The sequence below is a fragment of the Rhizobium sp. B21/90 genome, assembly GCF_019355815.1.
Lineage (GTDB): Bacteria > Pseudomonadota > Alphaproteobacteria > Rhizobiales > Rhizobiaceae > Rhizobium > Rhizobium rhododendri.
In genome coordinates this window covers 1,662,452-1,677,484 of record NZ_CP072162.1, presented here as the reverse complement: position 1 = coordinate 1,677,484, position 15,033 = coordinate 1,662,452, and the positions used below count along the sequence as shown (strand labels likewise).

Here is a 15,033-nt window from a genome sequence, read left to right as displayed (position 1 = left end):
CTTGGTTGCTGGCGCCTTGACCGTCGCAAAACACGCTGCAGCCGCAGAGGGCAAGGGTGGTGAAGTGCGGCTTGATATCTATGCAGCCTGCACCACGTTTTTCAGCGATCCACCGACAAGCACCCCGAGTGCGCGCAACGCACTTGACGCCGCAGCTCTGTTCTTGTCGGATCACTGACACTAAGAATCCCGGCCAAGGGCGCGCTCTGCGCTCGGCATCTATAGACTCCCGGAGGAAACACTTATGATCGCAGCTGAACCCGCCACGCTGGGAAACTGGAGCAACCGCGACTATCATCGCCGCTGGCTGCTCGATCAGGCCAACGGCTTGTTCGATTTCTTCCAGTATCGCGCCGTCAATCCGAAGGGCGGGTTTTACGACATGGACGATGCGGGCAAGCCGCTCGATGCCGACAACCCGGTGCGCGGCATTCATTCGTCAGCCCGCATGGTCCACTGCTTTTCGATCGCCAGCCTGCTGGGGCGGCCCGGGGCCGACGAGATCATCGACCACGGTATGAGCTACCTCTGGCATCATCACCGCGACAAGACCCATGGCGGCTACTTCTGGACTGTCAACAATGACGGTCCCGTCGATGCCAGCAAGCAGGGTTACGGCCACGCCTTCGTGCTGCTCGCCGCATCATCGGCAAAGACCGTCGGCCATCCGCTGGCGGACGAGATGCTCGCCGACATAACGAAAATAATCGACGAGAAATTCTGGGAAGACAGCCACGGCGCCATCGCCGAAGAGTTCAATCAGGATTGGTCACCGATCGGTGACTACCATGGCCAGAACTCCAACATGCATCTGACCGAGGCGCTGATGGCAGCGTTCGAGGCGACGGGCGACAGGTCATACCTCGACAAGGCCGAGCGTATCGCCGACCTCATCATCCGCCGGCAGGCAGCCGTCGTCGGCTTCCGCGTGCCCGAGCATTTCGATGCCCAGTGGCAACTCGACAAGACCTATCGCGGCAACGAGATGTTCCGCCCGTCCGGCACGACGCCCGGCCACTGGCTGGAGTGGGCACGCCTCGTGCTGCAGCTCTGGACGCTGGGCGGCAAGCACCACGACTGGATGCCGGAAGCGGCTCGCCACCTGTTTGCGCAGTCCATGTCACTGGGCTGGGACAAGGAGATCGGTGGCTTTTTCTACACGCTCGATTGGGAGGATGTCCCGGCCAAGCGCAACAAGCTGTGGTGGCCGGCCTGCGAAGGAGCCGGTGCTGCCCACTATCTCAACGCGCATCTGCCTGATGACTTCCACGAGCAGAGCTATCGCAAGATCTGGGATATCGTCGGCAAGGCGTTTATAGACCGTCAGAACGGGGGCTGGCATGAGGAACTGACGGAAGATCTGGCCCCTGCCCACACGCTGTTTACCGGCAAGGGCGATATCTACCACGCCCTGCAAGCCTGCCTGATCCCGCTATTTCCGGCGACCGGCAGCCTGACCAAAGTGATATCGGAAGCCTGCGGCAAGCTCTGATCGCAGTTCGATGACGACGCGGGGCGATGCCGTCCCGCGCCGCATTTCGCGTGGCTATTCCGTCGCCAGGCTGAGATTGTGCAATTCATGCCCGAGCGTCAGTGCCAGCGCCTCGACCACCAGATTGTGGTCGTCGCGCTGTGGCAGGCCGGAGACGGTGACGGCGCCGATGCAGCCTGTGCCGATGACGTGGATCGGGAAGCTGCCGCCATGCGGCGCATAGTCGGCCGACGACAGTCCGTTGTTCTCGACAGTCTTGCCGGCCTTCTTCAATTCAAGACCGCTGGCATAGCTGCTGCGGAAATAGCGCAGCACCATCGCCCGCTTGCGGCGGATCCAGTTGGCGTTATCCGGCGTCGAGCCGGCAAGCGCTACGTAGAATACCGGCATCGAATGCAGGGTGATGTCGATGGCCACGCCGAGATTGCGCTCGCGCGCCAGATCGTGCAGCAGATTGCCAAGAACCCAGGCGGTGGAGAGATCGAACGAGTCGAAGCGCAGCACTTCTTCCTGCACGGCAATGCGGCTGAGATCGTGGTCAATGGTCATGGTCGGAACTCCCTCGTCTTCTCTGAACGCAATCAAGCCCCAAGCGCGCTGTTTGTCCACCGGCTTGTCTTCGATTGTCCAATCACCGCCCCTTGCCGAGGCGCTGCGTACACGTCAATGATGCGACAATCGAAATATGCCGGAGCCCGACTTAATGCGCGCCAAGATCATCTTTCTGGCCATCCTGACCGCGATCTCGCGGATTGCCAGCGCCCGGGCGGAAGACGGCGGTCAGCAAGTGCTGCGCGACGGCTTCGACGGGAAAGATTTCGCCCCGGCCGGTCACCTCTACTATCGCAATAACGCCGAGCAGAAGGCAGGCACCTACCAGTTCCAGTCGGCGGTGAGCCGAAGCGGCGGCGGCGCGTTGAAACTCACCATCAAGCCGAATTGCGCAGCCGGCAAAGAAAATTGCAGCGAACGCGCCGAGATCTGGGAAAAAACCAAATACCGCGTCCCCTATGATCAAGGCGTCTGGTACGGGTTTGCGGTCAAGTTCGCCGATCCGATACCATCAGGAGACCATCGTTACCTGATTGCCCAGTGGAAGCGCGAGATCGGCCCGGAGGCCAAGGGCGACTTCAGCCCCTTCCTCGCCCTGCGCCTCAACAACGGCAAGTTGTTTGCGACTGTCGAGACGAACTATGTCGCGCCGCCGACGGGTGCGCCAAGCGCAAATCCCGGATCCTGCGCTTCCGGCCAGACGCCTGTCTGGTACCGCCCCGACACCAACCAGATGCGTGCCCTCGTCGCGACAGACGCCACCTGGACCAAGAGCGACGGCGGCGAGTTCACCAGTTGCACGGATGCAATGACCATCACCGATCGCGGCAACAAGCTGCCGACGCCCGGTTCAGGCTGGATCGATTTCGCCATCTACACCCAGCCCGGACCAGACGGCACCGGCCGCATCGAGATTTTTGCCAACGATAAATGGATTGTCACCGTCAAGGGACATATCGGTCATGCGGACAAAGGTCTCGGCAGGAACCAGTATTTCAAGTTCGGCCCTTACCGCGACGCGGACACTACTGAATGGACCATGTATTACGATGATTTCCGCCGTTCGCCCCGCTGCAGGGATGTTCTGGCCGACGCATCGCTGTGTCCCGCAGACTAAAGGCGAAACAGCGACGAAATTGTTTGGAGGAGCGAACCATTGCGCGCATGGTGCGTTTAGTAAAGTTGTCATCAGGAGGCGATAGCTATGCTTAACACAACCCGTGACTGTGCTCGCGATAGCGCGAAAAATGCAATTCCGTCGCTGGGGGAAATCGAAGGTCGCCTCGCGGTGCTGGAGATCTTGGCCCAATGCGCCCTCACCCACGCGCTCAGCGAAGGCGATCAGAAGGTCGACAAGGCTCTTCTGGAGGAAATTCGCCGCGCCATGCATGCGAAGTGCGGTGAACTGAAGCTCGGCAGCGAGGACGCAGAATCTGCCTTCAGCTTTGCCGAGGAACTGATCAGCGCATCAATAGAAGCATCGAGGCTTAATCGCCAGTGATCTCGCGTCGCGCACAAATCATCCTCGCAGCCATGGTCGGGCTGGCCGTCATCCTGACTGTGCTGCTTCTCGTCGTCCCAAAAGTCCCTGAAATTCCAGGGACCGATCTGCCCCAGTCCGGGGCAGCAGCGCCTTCCAAACAGCAGTAATGTACCGTTACGGAACGGTGGGTGTCCCGTTTTCGGAGGATATTAACACCCCCGCGCGGTCTTGCTTGAATATTAGCAAAATCGCGGCTTTATGGGATCGTCACCTGATCGCGGGTGCTTTCATCAAGAGGGTGGCGATATGACCATGCTGATCCAGACGCCGATCTGCTCCGAAGAAGTCGACGTTCTCGCCGGTGCCCTCTACGCTTGGTGTGCGGAACGGGAAATTAAACTTTCAAGCCAGGCCGGCCTTGCGGCAGCCAACAGGGCAATCGACCTCTTTCATGCGGGACATCGTACGCAGGAAGATCTTCTCAGCGCTTTGCACAACGCATGAACCTAAGGGGCTGACCGACGTCGGACCACGGGGTCTCGGCCTGACGTGAGATATTCGCGCAACAGTCGCAAAAAACAACCCACGCGACAGATTGATAATTGTTAAATCAACCATGCGAATCTGCGGGCTTGCCGTTACGGTAAGCCTAGCATGACTTCAAAATCGACTTTCAATTCCATATCCCAGACCCTGATCGACAACTGGCTGGATGCAACCAGCCCGATAGAAGATCCGGAGACGTTTTGCGGCACGATAAGCGAGGCCATGTCTCTGAAGATGTCGCTCAACTTCATCGACACCAGAAGCGATGATCCTCTCGACTGGTATTTCCGGCGCATCAAGCCCTACGGGATCAACAGTCGCATTCTCAATCTGAAAAAGATGTTTCCCGACGGTCCGTTGAGGAACTTGCCAGACAGGACCTACCTCCTCGACGCCGTCATCCCCCATTACAGCCGCGCGCTTTCGCTGCGAAAGCCCTTGATCGATCTGGTCCTGACAAAAATTGCTGGCATCAATGTCGGCTACGACCGTTTGCTGATTCCTCAAAAGACCAACGACCGGGCGGAATGGTGCGTATCGTTCACCGAAGGCCGTTTCCTTTTCAAGGCGCCTGTTGACGCCAAGCTGGACCCGGTTGACGAAGTCATCATCCAACTGCTGATGGAGGGCGAGACCGCCAGGGAAATCGCCGTGGAGCTTGGCTTGTCGCAGCGGACCATCGAGCACCGGATCGACAAGATGAAGATCCGCTATGAGGCGCGCAACGTCGTCCATCTCACCGCCAAGCTTTTCTCCATCCACATGGACCGCCGCATGGCGGAAGACCGGATTATCGATGCGGGCCAAAGGGAAGACTAGCGCGGCCTACCTCTTGCGCGCAGCCGCCTGCGCCCTTGCCTTCAGTTGCTCCATCGAAAGGCCGGTGGCAGCGGCGGCAACATTGTAAAGCGCCTTGTTCAGATCCTTCGTCTTGAATGCGATACCGTCGACGCCGCGCTTGCGATCGAAACCCAGCGGATTACCATCCCGATCAACCACGACATGCACGCCAAAAAACATCTGGTCGAATTCGCGACTATTCGGCTTGTAGAAGCTTGCACCGGCGGAGGTGTCGAATTCCCCGTCGAAATTGGCGATGAAAAGCTGCAGCACCGAATAGCTCGCGGACGACTGGCCGACCACCACTTCGCCGAACTTGCAGCTGCCGAGATAGGGGATGGAAGGCAGCACGCTGGAGCGGTTCGCTTTCCTCATCCGGTTGTTGGCCGGCAGTCGATCGGAAAAAAGATCATGCGCGTCGTTCCCAAGGATCGACAGGTTTTCGCGCGTCGCCGACGCAACCTCGATGGCGTCCATTGTCGGCAGGATCTTGCGGAAACGCGCTCGTGACGTCTCGGATGGCTCCGGTATTACCTCGCCGTTGCTGAACCATCGGGCGTATTTCGCAGCTGCGATTTCGGATTCGGAAGATTGGGAGGCAAGGCTGAGGGAGGCATTCGCCAACTTTACGATGTCGTTTCCGAAGCGATTTCCGTATTGTAGCTTTTCGGCGGCCTTCTTGTCAGACACTGCAATTCCCCTTGTTTTCCCGAGCAGTCTAGTTGCGCTCTGTTGGGATGCTATGGACGAAATCTTAATGCGACGGCCGATTGGCACCGTAGATTTACCGTGCCAACGTCAAGTTGTGTCTCCCACGTCGGTTGATGGTTAGCAAACTGTGATGATCGGACAGGCGCCATTGATAGGCAAGCAACGCCCAAATTCGACAAAATTGACGGAAAAAAAGGCGACCCTGAGGTCGCCTTTGTAGTCGCTGAAGCTGATATTGATTACTGGATCCGGATACGGAACGCGCCCGATGGATACCAGAAACCATCGCTGTGGCGGCGATAGCCGGGACGGCGTTGCTCATAGCCACGATAACCGTTCCAATTGCCGCGACGATCGCGCGGAGGACCGCGTCGGAAGCCAGGGCGTTCATCGTTGCGGTAACCAGGTGGGCTGCGGCGATCGCGGTTCATGCGACGAAGCGGTGGCGCATCGGGATTGTACTGGACAGTCGTAACGTCAGAGCCACCAGCCATTGTCATGGCAGGCAGCGGCGCGGCAGAAGCCGGCGCAACTCCGGAAAGGCCAACCATCGCAGCAAGCGCTGCTGCAGCAAAACCTGTAAAAATTTTCTTCATCGGTACTCCAATTCGGCGTTATCGCCGCTCATTTCTCAAGGAGCGCGATGGGAATGACATAGGGTGCAGGCAACATCCGACAAGACGTAAGGTTGTGTAATCTGCAGGTATGCGCCCGATTGTCCCTCACGAGGCTACTGATCGTCCTCCGGAACCTGAACCTCGCCTTGATCCTCCCCGTCCCAGTAATGGACGCGTTCGGCATGGACGTGGATCATCACAACGCCCGGGGTATCCACACCGTCCTGGAACCAGACGTCCAGCTCGCTCGTCCAGTGCTCGGCAAATCGTGCCTTGTCGCGGATCAGCGCTGCTTCGCCTTCTACAGCGACCGCGAAAGACTTCTCGCCTTGAAATGTCAGCGACACCTTTGGATTGGCCTCGATGTCGGCGACCATCTTGGCCTCTTCCCAGGTGAAGTAATAGCTGTCGCCATCGTAGTCGACATCGCCGTTATTGCTCATCGGCCGCCCGGCAATTGTACCGTTTTCGGCATGCGTCAGGAGCATGGCGATATCGATATCGCGCATCTTTTCGGCCAGGTCTTTCAAAGTCATTTCGCTCATCCCGACAGTCCTCCAGGTTGCATGAACACGTCTAACGTGTTCATGCGGTGAAGGTTCAGGCAGTCGGAGGCTATAAATGCCGATATACCGTCGGTTCAGACTTTTTCGGTCTTCTTGACGGGCGCCTTCTTCTGGGGCTCGACCGGGGCATCGGGTGTCGGTGCCAGCAGCTTGCGCAGCGAGCTGATCTTGTCTTCCACCAGTGGCCGGAAACGGGAGGCGCGATAAGGCATGTCGGCAGCACCATAGCCTTCCGGACCGTCATCGTCCCCACGGAAGATCTCGGCTACCTTGATGCCGAGAAATTCGCCGTCGATGTAGTGCGAATACATGCCAACCCAGCGGATCGTATAGATCTCGTCCTTGCGGATCAGCTGGTCGATCGACACGTTCTTGAACTTATCGTCGATACAGACGACTTTCTGGCCGACGTAAAAATCGTTCATCTCATCCTCATGCAAGAAAACTATCGTCGCCTTGTGCTGCCGGTGAAGAAAACCGCAGCTGCAAGTTGACAGCCTTATCGCATAATTTATGGCATTTTGCCGACCGGCGCAAACGTTGCGCTTAAAAATTGGCCGCTGTCGGCGATCAGTGAATGCTGTCGGAGGGAACGTCCTCGCCAAGAATACGAAAGGCTTCGCTGAGGGCAGCGACCAGAATGTCCGTCAGTTTGTCTGCATCATTGTCCATCAGGAAAAGAGCGACAGTGGAATCCTTGGGGTCGCGGTAAGTCTCTGTTTCGTTCGACATATCATTGTCCTTTTTCCCGCCGCGTCACATCCCGGCGTCTTCGAAGAGTCATAGGCGGCATGGCTTGTGCAAAGCTTGTTAAGGTCTGGCGCGCGGCGACATCAGCGAGAGGTCAGTGGCGACTTCCCGTCCAGCCCGTCAGCACCGTGTCGTTGACGTCGAGGTCGATCCAGCAGTGATAGTCTTCGTCCCTCGAGCTTCCGGAAGCACTGACTTTCCGCTGGCAACGCGAGGCTCCGGGCCCTCCTTCGCTTCCGAAACGGCGCGTGATCAGCGTAACGCCAGCGGCGGACGTATCGCTGGTCTCGGCACCAAGGGTTTCGAGCGCGTCGTAGAAATACCTGGCGCCGTCGTCATCGCAGGCAATCTGCGCCACGGGCTTATCCTTGCCGAGAACCACGGGCCTGTTTTCTTCGGCAGCCTGCACGATGCATGCCGTCAGCGCCTTGCCGATGCTGTGCGGCTGGGCAGAAGCCGTCATGGGAACGGCCACAAGCGCGCAGAACGCCAGGAAAAGCCGTCTTTCCATTTCTTTTCTCCCATATTTCGGCCGCACGGATTGCCTATGCAGCGCGTCGTCATCGTACCGTCATATTAACCACCCGGTCCGGAATGGCGCAACGGTCAAGACGGCCGAACTGTTCCAAAAACGAACGCCAAGGTGCCGCTCTTGAGCCGCGACGGACAGAAATTTGCGGCAGAGGCTTCTAATATTCACCGCGTAAAGGGTTTAGTTACCAAGATTCTTCATTCTTTGAGACGAGCGGCGGGAAGCAGCGGAGACGAACATCGTCTAGCTGACCACCAGCACAGGCTCCGGCAATCCGGATCGCCTGGCCGCCCGAGTGTGTATCAGTGTGGAACGAGTATCATGGCGTTTGCGATCGAGACGTTTAGGGACGTCAGTCCCAGGGCAGGAAAGGCCGGCAAGAAAGGCTCGTCCCGCGTCATGACGGTCGGCACCGTGATGATCGGCACCGGCGTGGTCGCCTTTTCCTGGGTAGTAGCCACCGCCTTCGCTCTTCAGGGCGTCGTCGGCCCCTACGCAGCAGGCTCTCCCATCCTGCAGAAATCCGGCCCAGCGCTGGTGGCACGAGCAGCGTCGCAGCCTGTCGGCCATCCAAGCCTGCGGCTTGCGACCCTCGACCCCGCCGGCATCAATGCTCTCGCGCTCGCCAAAGCCCATCGCTCGGCAATCGCTGCCGAAATGGCCGCCCTCGCCCCGAGCTACTCCGTCATTGCCAAGAGCGACCGCGTCGTACATGCACCGACCGAGATCGCCGATGCAGGCCAGTCTTCCCATGCGCTCGCAAAGTCGGGGCGCCCGTTGCCTGCCGACGTCATGGCCGCCCTGAAAGTGGCATTGGCCGCCGTGCCGGCCGGAACAGCCGATGCCGCCGCCGTCCGCACGGCAAGCGTCGATCTCGACCGCGCCGCAGCGACCAGCGAACGCGCATTGACAGCCTCGGCTCCTGCCCTCCCCGTGACCTCACGCGACGACAGGCTGGCGCTTGCCAGCGCCGCGCCGACAGGCCCTGGCTCGCAAATTCCGACACCTATGCCCAACCCGACGACGGCAGCGACAGCGTCAGCCGCAGACCGGCCTGTCCAGATGGCAATGATCGACCCGACGCCTGCTCCCGCACGCGACGCGACGGCCCTCGTGCCAGCACAACGCCCGCAGGCCGCCGCAAAGCCTGCCCGTCCGACAGTTGTCTCCACCCGTGAGATCGTGCCGCAGCAGCGCCCCGCTGAAAACGACGACGGTCTTCCGTCCAGCGCCGCTGCCATGGTCGAGCCCGATGCACGGCGCGCAAACGTCGCTGTCGAACAGACCTTCGGACTGGTCATGCCGACCGCTTCCGGCGATTCGTCTGGCACGTCTTCCGCTGATGACATGCTGATGTCGAGCATTCCGCTGCCAACCATGCGCCCGGCCCCTTCGCCGGATGCGGCAACGACGCCGGCCGCAAAGCTGACCCGCCCCTCCAAGGTGCTGCTCGCCTACGCCCGTCCTGACGATGCAGGGATGGACAACGAGCCGGTCTTCAAGGCACCGACCTCGTTGCCGAACGCCCGCACACGCGTTGCGATCTACGATATCTCGGCGGCCCGCGTGTACCTGCCCAATGGAGAGCAGCTTGAGGCCCATTCCGGGCTTGGCCAGATGATCGACAACCCGCGCTACGTCAACCAGAAGAACCGTGGCCCGACGCCACCGCACACCTATGACCTGACGATGCGCGAATCGCTGTTCCACGGCGTCGAGGCGATCCGCCTCAACCCCGTCGACCCGCGCGCCATCTACGGTCGGGACGGGCTGCTGGCCCACACCTACATGCTCGGCCGCCGTGGCGATTCCAACGGCTGCGTCTCCTTCAAGGATTACCGCCGCTTCCTCGCAGCCTTCAAGCGCGGCGAAGTCAACCGCCTGCTGGTGGTTCCCCACCTCTCGGTCGCCCCCGGCCGTATCGCCTCGCGTTAAGCGCTTCGTCCCAGCCGATCCACGCGACGGCCGGGACGACTACGTTAAGGTCCGCCGGCACTTCCTTCGGATTTAATTAAACATGTCCTGATATATCTGCGATGCGCCTGTATCGAAATCCAAGTACCTGCGTTTAGATCGAGACAGAGCAACGGACAGGAGCCAGGAATGGCAAGCGACAGAATGACGGTCTTGGTCGTCGAGGACGAAGCGCTGATCCGCCTCGACATCGTCTGCGCACTCGAGGATGCTGGTTTTGAGGTTCTCGAAGCCCCGAATGTCGCAAATGCCGTGGCTGTCTTGACCGCCCATCCAGAAATCTGTGCTGTCTTTACGGATGTCGATATGCCGGGGTCGATGGATGGACTGAAGCTTGCAGCCGTGGTGTCGATGCAATGGCCGGACACCAAGATCATCGTCACCTCCGGTCGTTGCAACGTCCAGCCATCCGACCTGCCCGCGGCCAGCCGTTTCGTCGGCAAGCCCTACCATCCGGAAACGATTATCAACAATCTCAGCCAGATGCTGGCCGCTTAGCAAGCACGCACCAGCGCACTGTCGGAAAGTCGAACCGACTTAATGTCGGGGCATACAGTCACGCAGTTTGCTGCCGGGGCCTAACACTCACATCGTGATTTGTGCCGGCCTCTCCGGGAGAACGGCGGACTGCGCACGGAGGTCGTATCCGTGCGCAGGCGATTGAACCCTCGGACTGTGCTTCCTCAGGCGCGCCGCAGCTGGCGCCTGGCGGCAGGGGCAAGGTCATCCATCTCGGCATCGGCGTGGCGGAGGGTGGTTGTGCGGTTGAGCTTGAAGCGGCCGACGAGCTCCGTCAGCACGCTGGACCCGGAGAACAATTCGTTGCTGAGAGCTGTCGTCTCTTCGGCCATGGCGGCGTTTCTCTGTGTCATCTGGTCCAGCGCGTTGACGGCCGAACTGATTTCCTGGAGGCCCGTCGCCTGCTCGACGCTGGAGGTGGCGATGGCTTCCACCTTGGCGTCAATCTCGGAGACAAAGCCTTCGATCTTGCGCAAGGCAATGCCGGTCTCTCCCACCAGACGGACGCCGGTCGAGACCTCGTTGGACGAGTTGACGATGAGCGCTTTGATCTCTTTTGCAGCCTTGGCCGAGCGCTGCGCCAGTTCGCGCACCTCATGGGCAACGACAGCGAAGCCCTTGCCCTGATCTCCCGCCCGCGCCGCCTCTACGCCCGCGTTCAAAGCCAGCAGGTTCGTCTGGAAAGCGATTTCGTCGATGACGCCGATGATCTGCGTAATTTCTCCCGACGCCGCCTGGATGCGGTTCATGGCAGCAACCGATTCCTGCACGGTCATGATCGAGGTATGCGCACACTGCTTGGCATCGGCAACGAGGTGACGCGTCTCGAGGCTCCGCTCCGACGAGGACCGTACGGTAGCAGTCACTTCTTCCAGTGCTGCGGAAGTCTCTTCCAGCGCCGAAGCCTGCTCTTCAGTACGCTTGGACAGGCTGTGCGCAGCCTCCTGCATCTCGGTTCCGTTGCCGTGCACCAGCCGGGTCTTCTGCAGCACTTCTTCCAGCGTCGTCTGGAAGTTTGCCAGCGAATTGTTGAAGTCGGCACGCAGCGGTTCGAACTGCTCGCTGAAGCTTGAATCGATCGTCGTCTGCATGTTGCATTGGGCAAGCCGGCCAAGCCCGGCGCCAAGGGCGTCGATCACCATCTTGACTTGCCTGGATTCTTCCAGCCGCTCGGCCTCGCGACCGCGCCGCTCGGTTTCGGTCTGGGCTCTCGAGGCCTCCGCCTGATCGTGCAAGCTTCGATTTTCGAGGCCTGCCGTCCGGAAGACATTGAGCGCCGCAGACATCGCACCGATCTCGTCGGTCCGGTCGGCGTAAGGGGCAGCCTCGTCGAGATTGCCGCCCGCCATCTTCGACATGGCTGTCGTCATTTTGGTGATCGGCTGGATCGCTCTCTGCCGGATGGTGACGAGGCCAGCCAGGAACACCACGACCGACAGGCCACCAGCACCGAGCGCCAGCGACATCAGGCTGGACGACATGCGGGCGGTTTCGGCCTCCTGCGCTGCCGACAGCGCGTCTGACATCTTCACCAGCTTGAGGACTGCCGCCTCATGTGCATGGAACGTGTCTTTCAGCTCCATCAGAGCCGCATGCCTGTCAACCGAGCTGTCGGTAGACAGAAAGCGCTCGTCCATGACCTTCCAGAAAACGTCTCCCTTGGCGAGAACATCGTTCTCCAGCTCGTTCTTGATTTCATCAGGGAGCCCGGATGCACGCCAGTACGCACGACGCTCGTCGTAGTCCTTCCTCAGCGACCGTATCTTTCCGGCATTGACCGCATAGAGATCGGGGTTGCTGCCGATCTCGTTTGCCAGCATGTAGGACTCTATCAGGTAAAGAGGCGGCGGCAGGATGTCGGCAACCAGATCCTTGCCCTCGACGATCGACTTGTAGATCGGTCCGTTCACCTTGAGCTTCTCGATCGCATAGGTCTGAAGACCGATGGACACGAAGAGGCCGGCGCCGACGACCAGCCCGAACAGCAGCAAGGTGCGGGAAAGATTGATTTTCATTTAGGGAGTCCTCATTTAATCGAAGACTGGCATTCAAATCTCAATAAATTATGCACTTAGCGGCGTCCGTGCCCCCGGATCCTTAACGATTCCAGTAATTCTCCGGCCGGCGGACGGCAATGCAGCCACGCATTGAGGATCGTCCGAACCGACTACACGCTCCGATATGCGAGCGTCAATACGCTGTAAACACATGTATTTTAGCAAGAGGCAATCTTCGCGAGCGCGCCGGCCTTGATCACGGGAAGAACAACCCGGTGGCTTAAAGGGTGCCGGACGGTGGAGCAGATCGCTGCTCCACCGTCCGGTTCCGAAATCCCTTCACAGAAATGCGATGCGCTTAGAACTCTTCCCAGCTGGCGCCTGAACTGCCGCCGCCTGCTGCCATCTTGCGTGGTGCGGCGAACTGCGCCGCCGGGCGGGACTGACGCGCCGGAGCAGCCATGGCCTGCGCCGTCTGCCTGAGCGCCGATGACTGTGTATTCCTGACACCTTCGAGCTTGAACTGGCTGACGAGTTCGAGAAGCGTATTGGCCTCGTTGGCGAGCGTATTCGACGCGGCGGTCGACTGCTCCACCATCGCGGCATTCTGCTGTGTCGTCTGGTCCATCGAGTTCACGGCCTGATTGACTTCGTGGAGCCCGGTGGCCTGCTCTTTTGCAGACGTGGCGATCGAGTCCATGTGGCCGTTAATCTCGACGATGAACTGCCCGATGGTTTTCAGGGCATCGCCGGCATCGCGCACCAGCTTCACGCCGTTTGCGACTTCGGACGAAGAGCTATGGATTAGACCCTTGATTTCCTTGGCTGCCTGCGCCGAACGCTGGGCAAGCTCGCGAACCTCCTGCGCTACCACGGCGAACCCCTTGCCTGCCTCGCCGGCACGGGCTGCCTCGACGCCGGCATTCAATGCCAGCAGGTTGGTCTGGAAGGCGATTTCGTCGATGACGCCGATGATGTTGGAAATCTGCTGCGAAGAAGTCTCGATCTTCTCCATTGCCTCTTCGGCCCGCGAAACGACTTCAGCAGACTTTCCAGCGGACTCGTTGGCGCGAGACGCCACGTCGCGTGCATCTTCGGTGCGCTTGGCGGAGTTAGCCACGTTGACGGTGATTTCCTCAACGGCCGCAGCGGTCTCCTCGATCGCGGCAGCCTGTTGCTCCGTCCGCTTCGACAGATCGTTGGCGCCGGCTGCAATCTCGCGAGTGCCGTTGCCCATGCTGGATACGCTGGTGGTGATGGACGACAGGGCGCCGCCGAGCTGCTCGACCGACCGGTTGAAGTCGTGGCGCAAGGCATCGAAATCCGGAGAAAATGCTTCCGTTAGCTGGAAGGACAGGTCACCTGCTGCGAGGCGCTTCAGACCATCTGCAAGGCCCGAGGTTGCGATGCGCAGACGTTCGGCCGCTTCTTCTTCAGCCCGGCGCTGACCCTCGATCCGGTCGATTTCAGCCTGCCGCCTGTTGTCTTCCGCCTCGCGTTCCAGGCGATTGTTGGAAATCGCTGCCTGACGGAAGATTTCGACCGCGCCGGCCATCTGGCCGATTTCATCGGCCCGGCGGGCAAAGGGAATTTCCGAATCCGTGTCGCCTTCCGAAAGCTTGCGCATCGAGGTGTTGATGCCGGCAAGCGGACGCGAGACGTTCATTATGGCAAAGAGCGCAGAGGCAATGCCGAGAAGGAGAGCAAGCCCAAGGCACGCGTAGGTGACATCAGACGCGAAGGAGATGGTGTGCAACGTAGCGGCGCCTTCGTCCTTGGTGTTCATGGCGATGTCATCGACAGCTGCCTGAACGGCGTCGCCGGCCGAGCTATAGTCGGTGAGCGCCTTGCCATAGAACAGCGCTCTCGCCTCATCCGCTTTGGCATTCTTTGCGAGATTGCCCACTTCACCCCAAGACTGCAGGCCTGCGCTCCAGTTGCGCTTCAGCGTGGCAAACAGCTCGATGTCTTCCTTGTCTACCAGAAGCGGCTCATAGGTGCGGATGTCATTCTCGACCTTATCGATTGCAGTCTTCAGTATATCTGAGAACTTCTGGCGCTGCTCCGCTGGAGCGTTCAGTACGGCGCTTTGATAAATGCGAACATCGCCGATGTCAGCATTCATCTGCCCAAGAAGAATGAAACCCGGAATGCGCTTTTCAATGATGACATGGTTTTTCATTTGAATAGAATCGAGAGAATAAACCGCAAAAAAACCTAGTCCGGCGGTCATGGCCACAGACACCGAAAATATGCCTAAAAGCTTCGTTGCGACAGAAAGTTTCATACTCTTGACCCCGATTCGCTGCTGCTGGAAATACCAACTGTCAAGAAAATATCGGACAATCGTTAATTATAATATAAACTACTTGTAAAGTATAAAGGCGTTTCTGCAACGCACTACGCATTGACTATTCGATACTGAATCTATGCTGCTTTCGGGCACAGGCGTTG

General features: G+C 59.4%; 16 protein-coding genes. 7 read left to right on the top strand and 9 right to left on the bottom strand.

Annotated elements, in window-relative coordinates; translation table 11 throughout:
• The first annotated feature begins 244 nt into the window (after positions 1-244).
• Positions 245-1,492 (top strand): AGE family epimerase/isomerase, encoded by a 1,248-nt coding sequence (locus tag J5278_RS07995; RefSeq protein WP_209187497.1) that lies wholly within the window; start codon positions 245-247, stop codon positions 1,490-1,492.
• A gap of 54 nt (positions 1,493-1,546) precedes the next feature.
• Here J5278_RS07995 and J5278_RS07990 read toward each other — a convergent pair whose 3' ends face one another.
• Positions 1,547-2,041, bottom strand: a complete 495-nt coding sequence (locus J5278_RS07990; RefSeq protein WP_209184227.1) for a heme-degrading domain-containing protein — start codon at positions 2,039-2,041, stop codon at positions 1,547-1,549.
• Positions 2,042-2,195: 154 nt separating this feature from the next.
• Here J5278_RS07990 and J5278_RS07985 point away from each other — a divergent pair, with 154 nt between their 5' ends.
• The 4 genes from J5278_RS07985 to J5278_RS07970 all read left to right on the top strand — a co-directional run bounded on the left by J5278_RS07985 (position 2,196) and on the right by J5278_RS07970 (position 4,892).
• Positions 2,196-3,161 (top strand): polysaccharide lyase, encoded by a 966-nt coding sequence (locus tag J5278_RS07985; protein ID WP_209184228.1) that lies wholly within the window; start codon positions 2,196-2,198, stop codon positions 3,159-3,161.
• 87 nt (positions 3,162-3,248) lie between these two features.
• Entirely contained in the window at positions 3,249-3,545 is a 297-nt protein-coding gene (locus J5278_RS07980) for a hypothetical protein (protein WP_209184233.1), read from the top strand.
• A 294-nt stretch (positions 3,546-3,839) separates the two neighbouring features.
• On the top strand, positions 3,840-4,031 hold the full coding sequence (locus J5278_RS07975; RefSeq protein ID WP_374108584.1) for a hypothetical protein: 192 nt from the start codon (positions 3,840-3,842) through the stop codon (positions 4,029-4,031).
• 150 nt (positions 4,032-4,181) lie between these two features.
• The gene (locus tag J5278_RS07970; protein WP_209184237.1) at positions 4,182-4,892 is read left to right on the top strand and encodes a LuxR C-terminal-related transcriptional regulator; all 711 of its coding nucleotides are present in this window, start codon (positions 4,182-4,184) and stop codon (positions 4,890-4,892) included.
• 6 nt (positions 4,893-4,898) lie between these two features.
• On the opposite strand, the gene J5278_RS07965 is transcribed toward J5278_RS07970, so the two are convergent.
• The 6 genes from J5278_RS07965 to J5278_RS07940 all read right to left on the bottom strand — a co-directional run bounded on the left by J5278_RS07965 (position 4,899) and on the right by J5278_RS07940 (position 8,068).
• Positions 4,899-5,603: a hypothetical protein gene (locus J5278_RS07965; RefSeq protein ID WP_142823257.1), complete on the bottom strand. Its 705-nt coding sequence runs from the start codon at positions 5,601-5,603 to the stop codon at positions 4,899-4,901.
• 260 nt (positions 5,604-5,863) lie between these two features.
• Complete coding sequence (locus J5278_RS07960; protein ID WP_209184238.1) at positions 5,864-6,220, bottom strand: hypothetical protein; 357 nt, start codon at positions 6,218-6,220, stop codon at positions 5,864-5,866.
• Between the two features lie 134 nt (positions 6,221-6,354).
• On the bottom strand, positions 6,355-6,786 hold the full coding sequence (locus tag J5278_RS07955) for a pyridoxamine 5'-phosphate oxidase family protein (protein WP_142823259.1): 432 nt from the start codon (positions 6,784-6,786) through the stop codon (positions 6,355-6,357).
• A gap of 95 nt (positions 6,787-6,881) precedes the next feature.
• Positions 6,882-7,232 carry a CAP-Gly domain protein gene (locus J5278_RS07950; protein ID WP_142823260.1) on the bottom strand — a complete coding sequence of 117 codons (351 nt, stop codon included), beginning with the start codon at positions 7,230-7,232 and terminating at the stop codon, positions 6,882-6,884.
• Positions 7,233-7,377: 145 nt separating this feature from the next.
• The gene (locus J5278_RS07945; RefSeq protein WP_162854782.1) at positions 7,378-7,539 is read right to left on the bottom strand and encodes a hypothetical protein; all 162 of its coding nucleotides are present in this window, start codon (positions 7,537-7,539) and stop codon (positions 7,378-7,380) included.
• A 112-nt stretch (positions 7,540-7,651) separates the two neighbouring features.
• Positions 7,652-8,068 carry a hypothetical protein gene (locus tag J5278_RS07940; protein ID WP_142823261.1) on the bottom strand — a complete coding sequence of 139 codons (417 nt, stop codon included), beginning with the start codon at positions 8,066-8,068 and terminating at the stop codon, positions 7,652-7,654.
• Between the two features lie 342 nt (positions 8,069-8,410).
• Between J5278_RS07940 and J5278_RS30905 the strand changes: the two genes are divergently transcribed.
• Together J5278_RS30905 and J5278_RS07930 are read left to right on the top strand one after the other, a co-directional pair.
• Entirely contained in the window at positions 8,411-10,024 is a 1,614-nt protein-coding gene (locus J5278_RS30905; RefSeq protein ID WP_247749113.1) for a tlde1 domain-containing protein, read from the top strand.
• Between the two features lie 168 nt (positions 10,025-10,192).
• Positions 10,193-10,561 (top strand): response regulator, encoded by a 369-nt coding sequence (locus J5278_RS07930; RefSeq protein ID WP_209184239.1) that lies wholly within the window; start codon positions 10,193-10,195, stop codon positions 10,559-10,561.
• A gap of 185 nt (positions 10,562-10,746) precedes the next feature.
• Here the strand turns inward: J5278_RS07930 and J5278_RS07925 are convergent, their stop codons facing one another.
• Positions 10,747-12,597, bottom strand: a complete 1,851-nt coding sequence (locus J5278_RS07925) for a methyl-accepting chemotaxis protein (protein ID WP_209184244.1) — start codon at positions 12,595-12,597, stop codon at positions 10,747-10,749.
• A 340-nt stretch (positions 12,598-12,937) separates the two neighbouring features.
• A complete protein-coding gene (locus tag J5278_RS07920; protein WP_209184246.1) occupies positions 12,938-14,866 on the bottom strand; it encodes a methyl-accepting chemotaxis protein in 1,929 nt (642 codons plus the stop codon).
• Between the last annotated feature and the right edge of the window lie 167 nt (positions 14,867-15,033).

What these genes read in the sequence shown, in the direction of transcription:
- J5278_RS07995 (WP_209187497.1), top strand. Translation starts at nt 245, where the DNA reads ATGATCGCAGCTGAACCCGCCACGCTGGGAAACTGGAGCAACCGCGAC.
- J5278_RS07990 (WP_209184227.1), bottom strand. Translation starts at nt 2,041, where the DNA reads ATGACCATTGACCACGATCTCAGCCGCATTGCCGTGCAGGAAGAAGTG.
- J5278_RS07985 (WP_209184228.1), top strand. Translation starts at nt 2,196, where the DNA reads ATGCGCGCCAAGATCATCTTTCTGGCCATCCTGACCGCGATCTCGCGG.
- J5278_RS07980 (WP_209184233.1), top strand. Translation starts at nt 3,249, where the DNA reads ATGCTTAACACAACCCGTGACTGTGCTCGCGATAGCGCGAAAAATGCA.
- J5278_RS07975 (WP_374108584.1), top strand. Translation starts at nt 3,840, where the DNA reads ATGCTGATCCAGACGCCGATCTGCTCCGAAGAAGTCGACGTTCTCGCC.
- J5278_RS07970 (WP_209184237.1), top strand. Translation starts at nt 4,182, where the DNA reads ATGACTTCAAAATCGACTTTCAATTCCATATCCCAGACCCTGATCGAC.
- J5278_RS07960 (WP_209184238.1), bottom strand. Translation starts at nt 6,220, where the DNA reads ATGAAGAAAATTTTTACAGGTTTTGCTGCAGCAGCGCTTGCTGCGATG.
- J5278_RS07955 (WP_142823259.1), bottom strand. Translation starts at nt 6,786, where the DNA reads ATGAGCGAAATGACTTTGAAAGACCTGGCCGAAAAGATGCGCGATATC.
- J5278_RS07950 (WP_142823260.1), bottom strand. Translation starts at nt 7,232, where the DNA reads ATGAACGATTTTTACGTCGGCCAGAAAGTCGTCTGTATCGACGATAAG.
- J5278_RS07945 (WP_162854782.1), bottom strand. Translation starts at nt 7,539, where the DNA reads ATGTCGAACGAAACAGAGACTTACCGCGACCCCAAGGATTCCACTGTC.
- J5278_RS07940 (WP_142823261.1), bottom strand. Translation starts at nt 8,068, where the DNA reads ATGGAAAGACGGCTTTTCCTGGCGTTCTGCGCGCTTGTGGCCGTTCCC.
- J5278_RS30905 (WP_247749113.1), top strand. Translation starts at nt 8,411, where the DNA reads ATGGCGTTTGCGATCGAGACGTTTAGGGACGTCAGTCCCAGGGCAGGA.
- J5278_RS07930 (WP_209184239.1), top strand. Translation starts at nt 10,193, where the DNA reads ATGGCAAGCGACAGAATGACGGTCTTGGTCGTCGAGGACGAAGCGCTG.
- J5278_RS07925 (WP_209184244.1), bottom strand. Translation starts at nt 12,597, where the DNA reads ATGAAAATCAATCTTTCCCGCACCTTGCTGCTGTTCGGGCTGGTCGTC.
- J5278_RS07920 (WP_209184246.1), bottom strand. Translation starts at nt 14,866, where the DNA reads ATGAAACTTTCTGTCGCAACGAAGCTTTTAGGCATATTTTCGGTGTCT.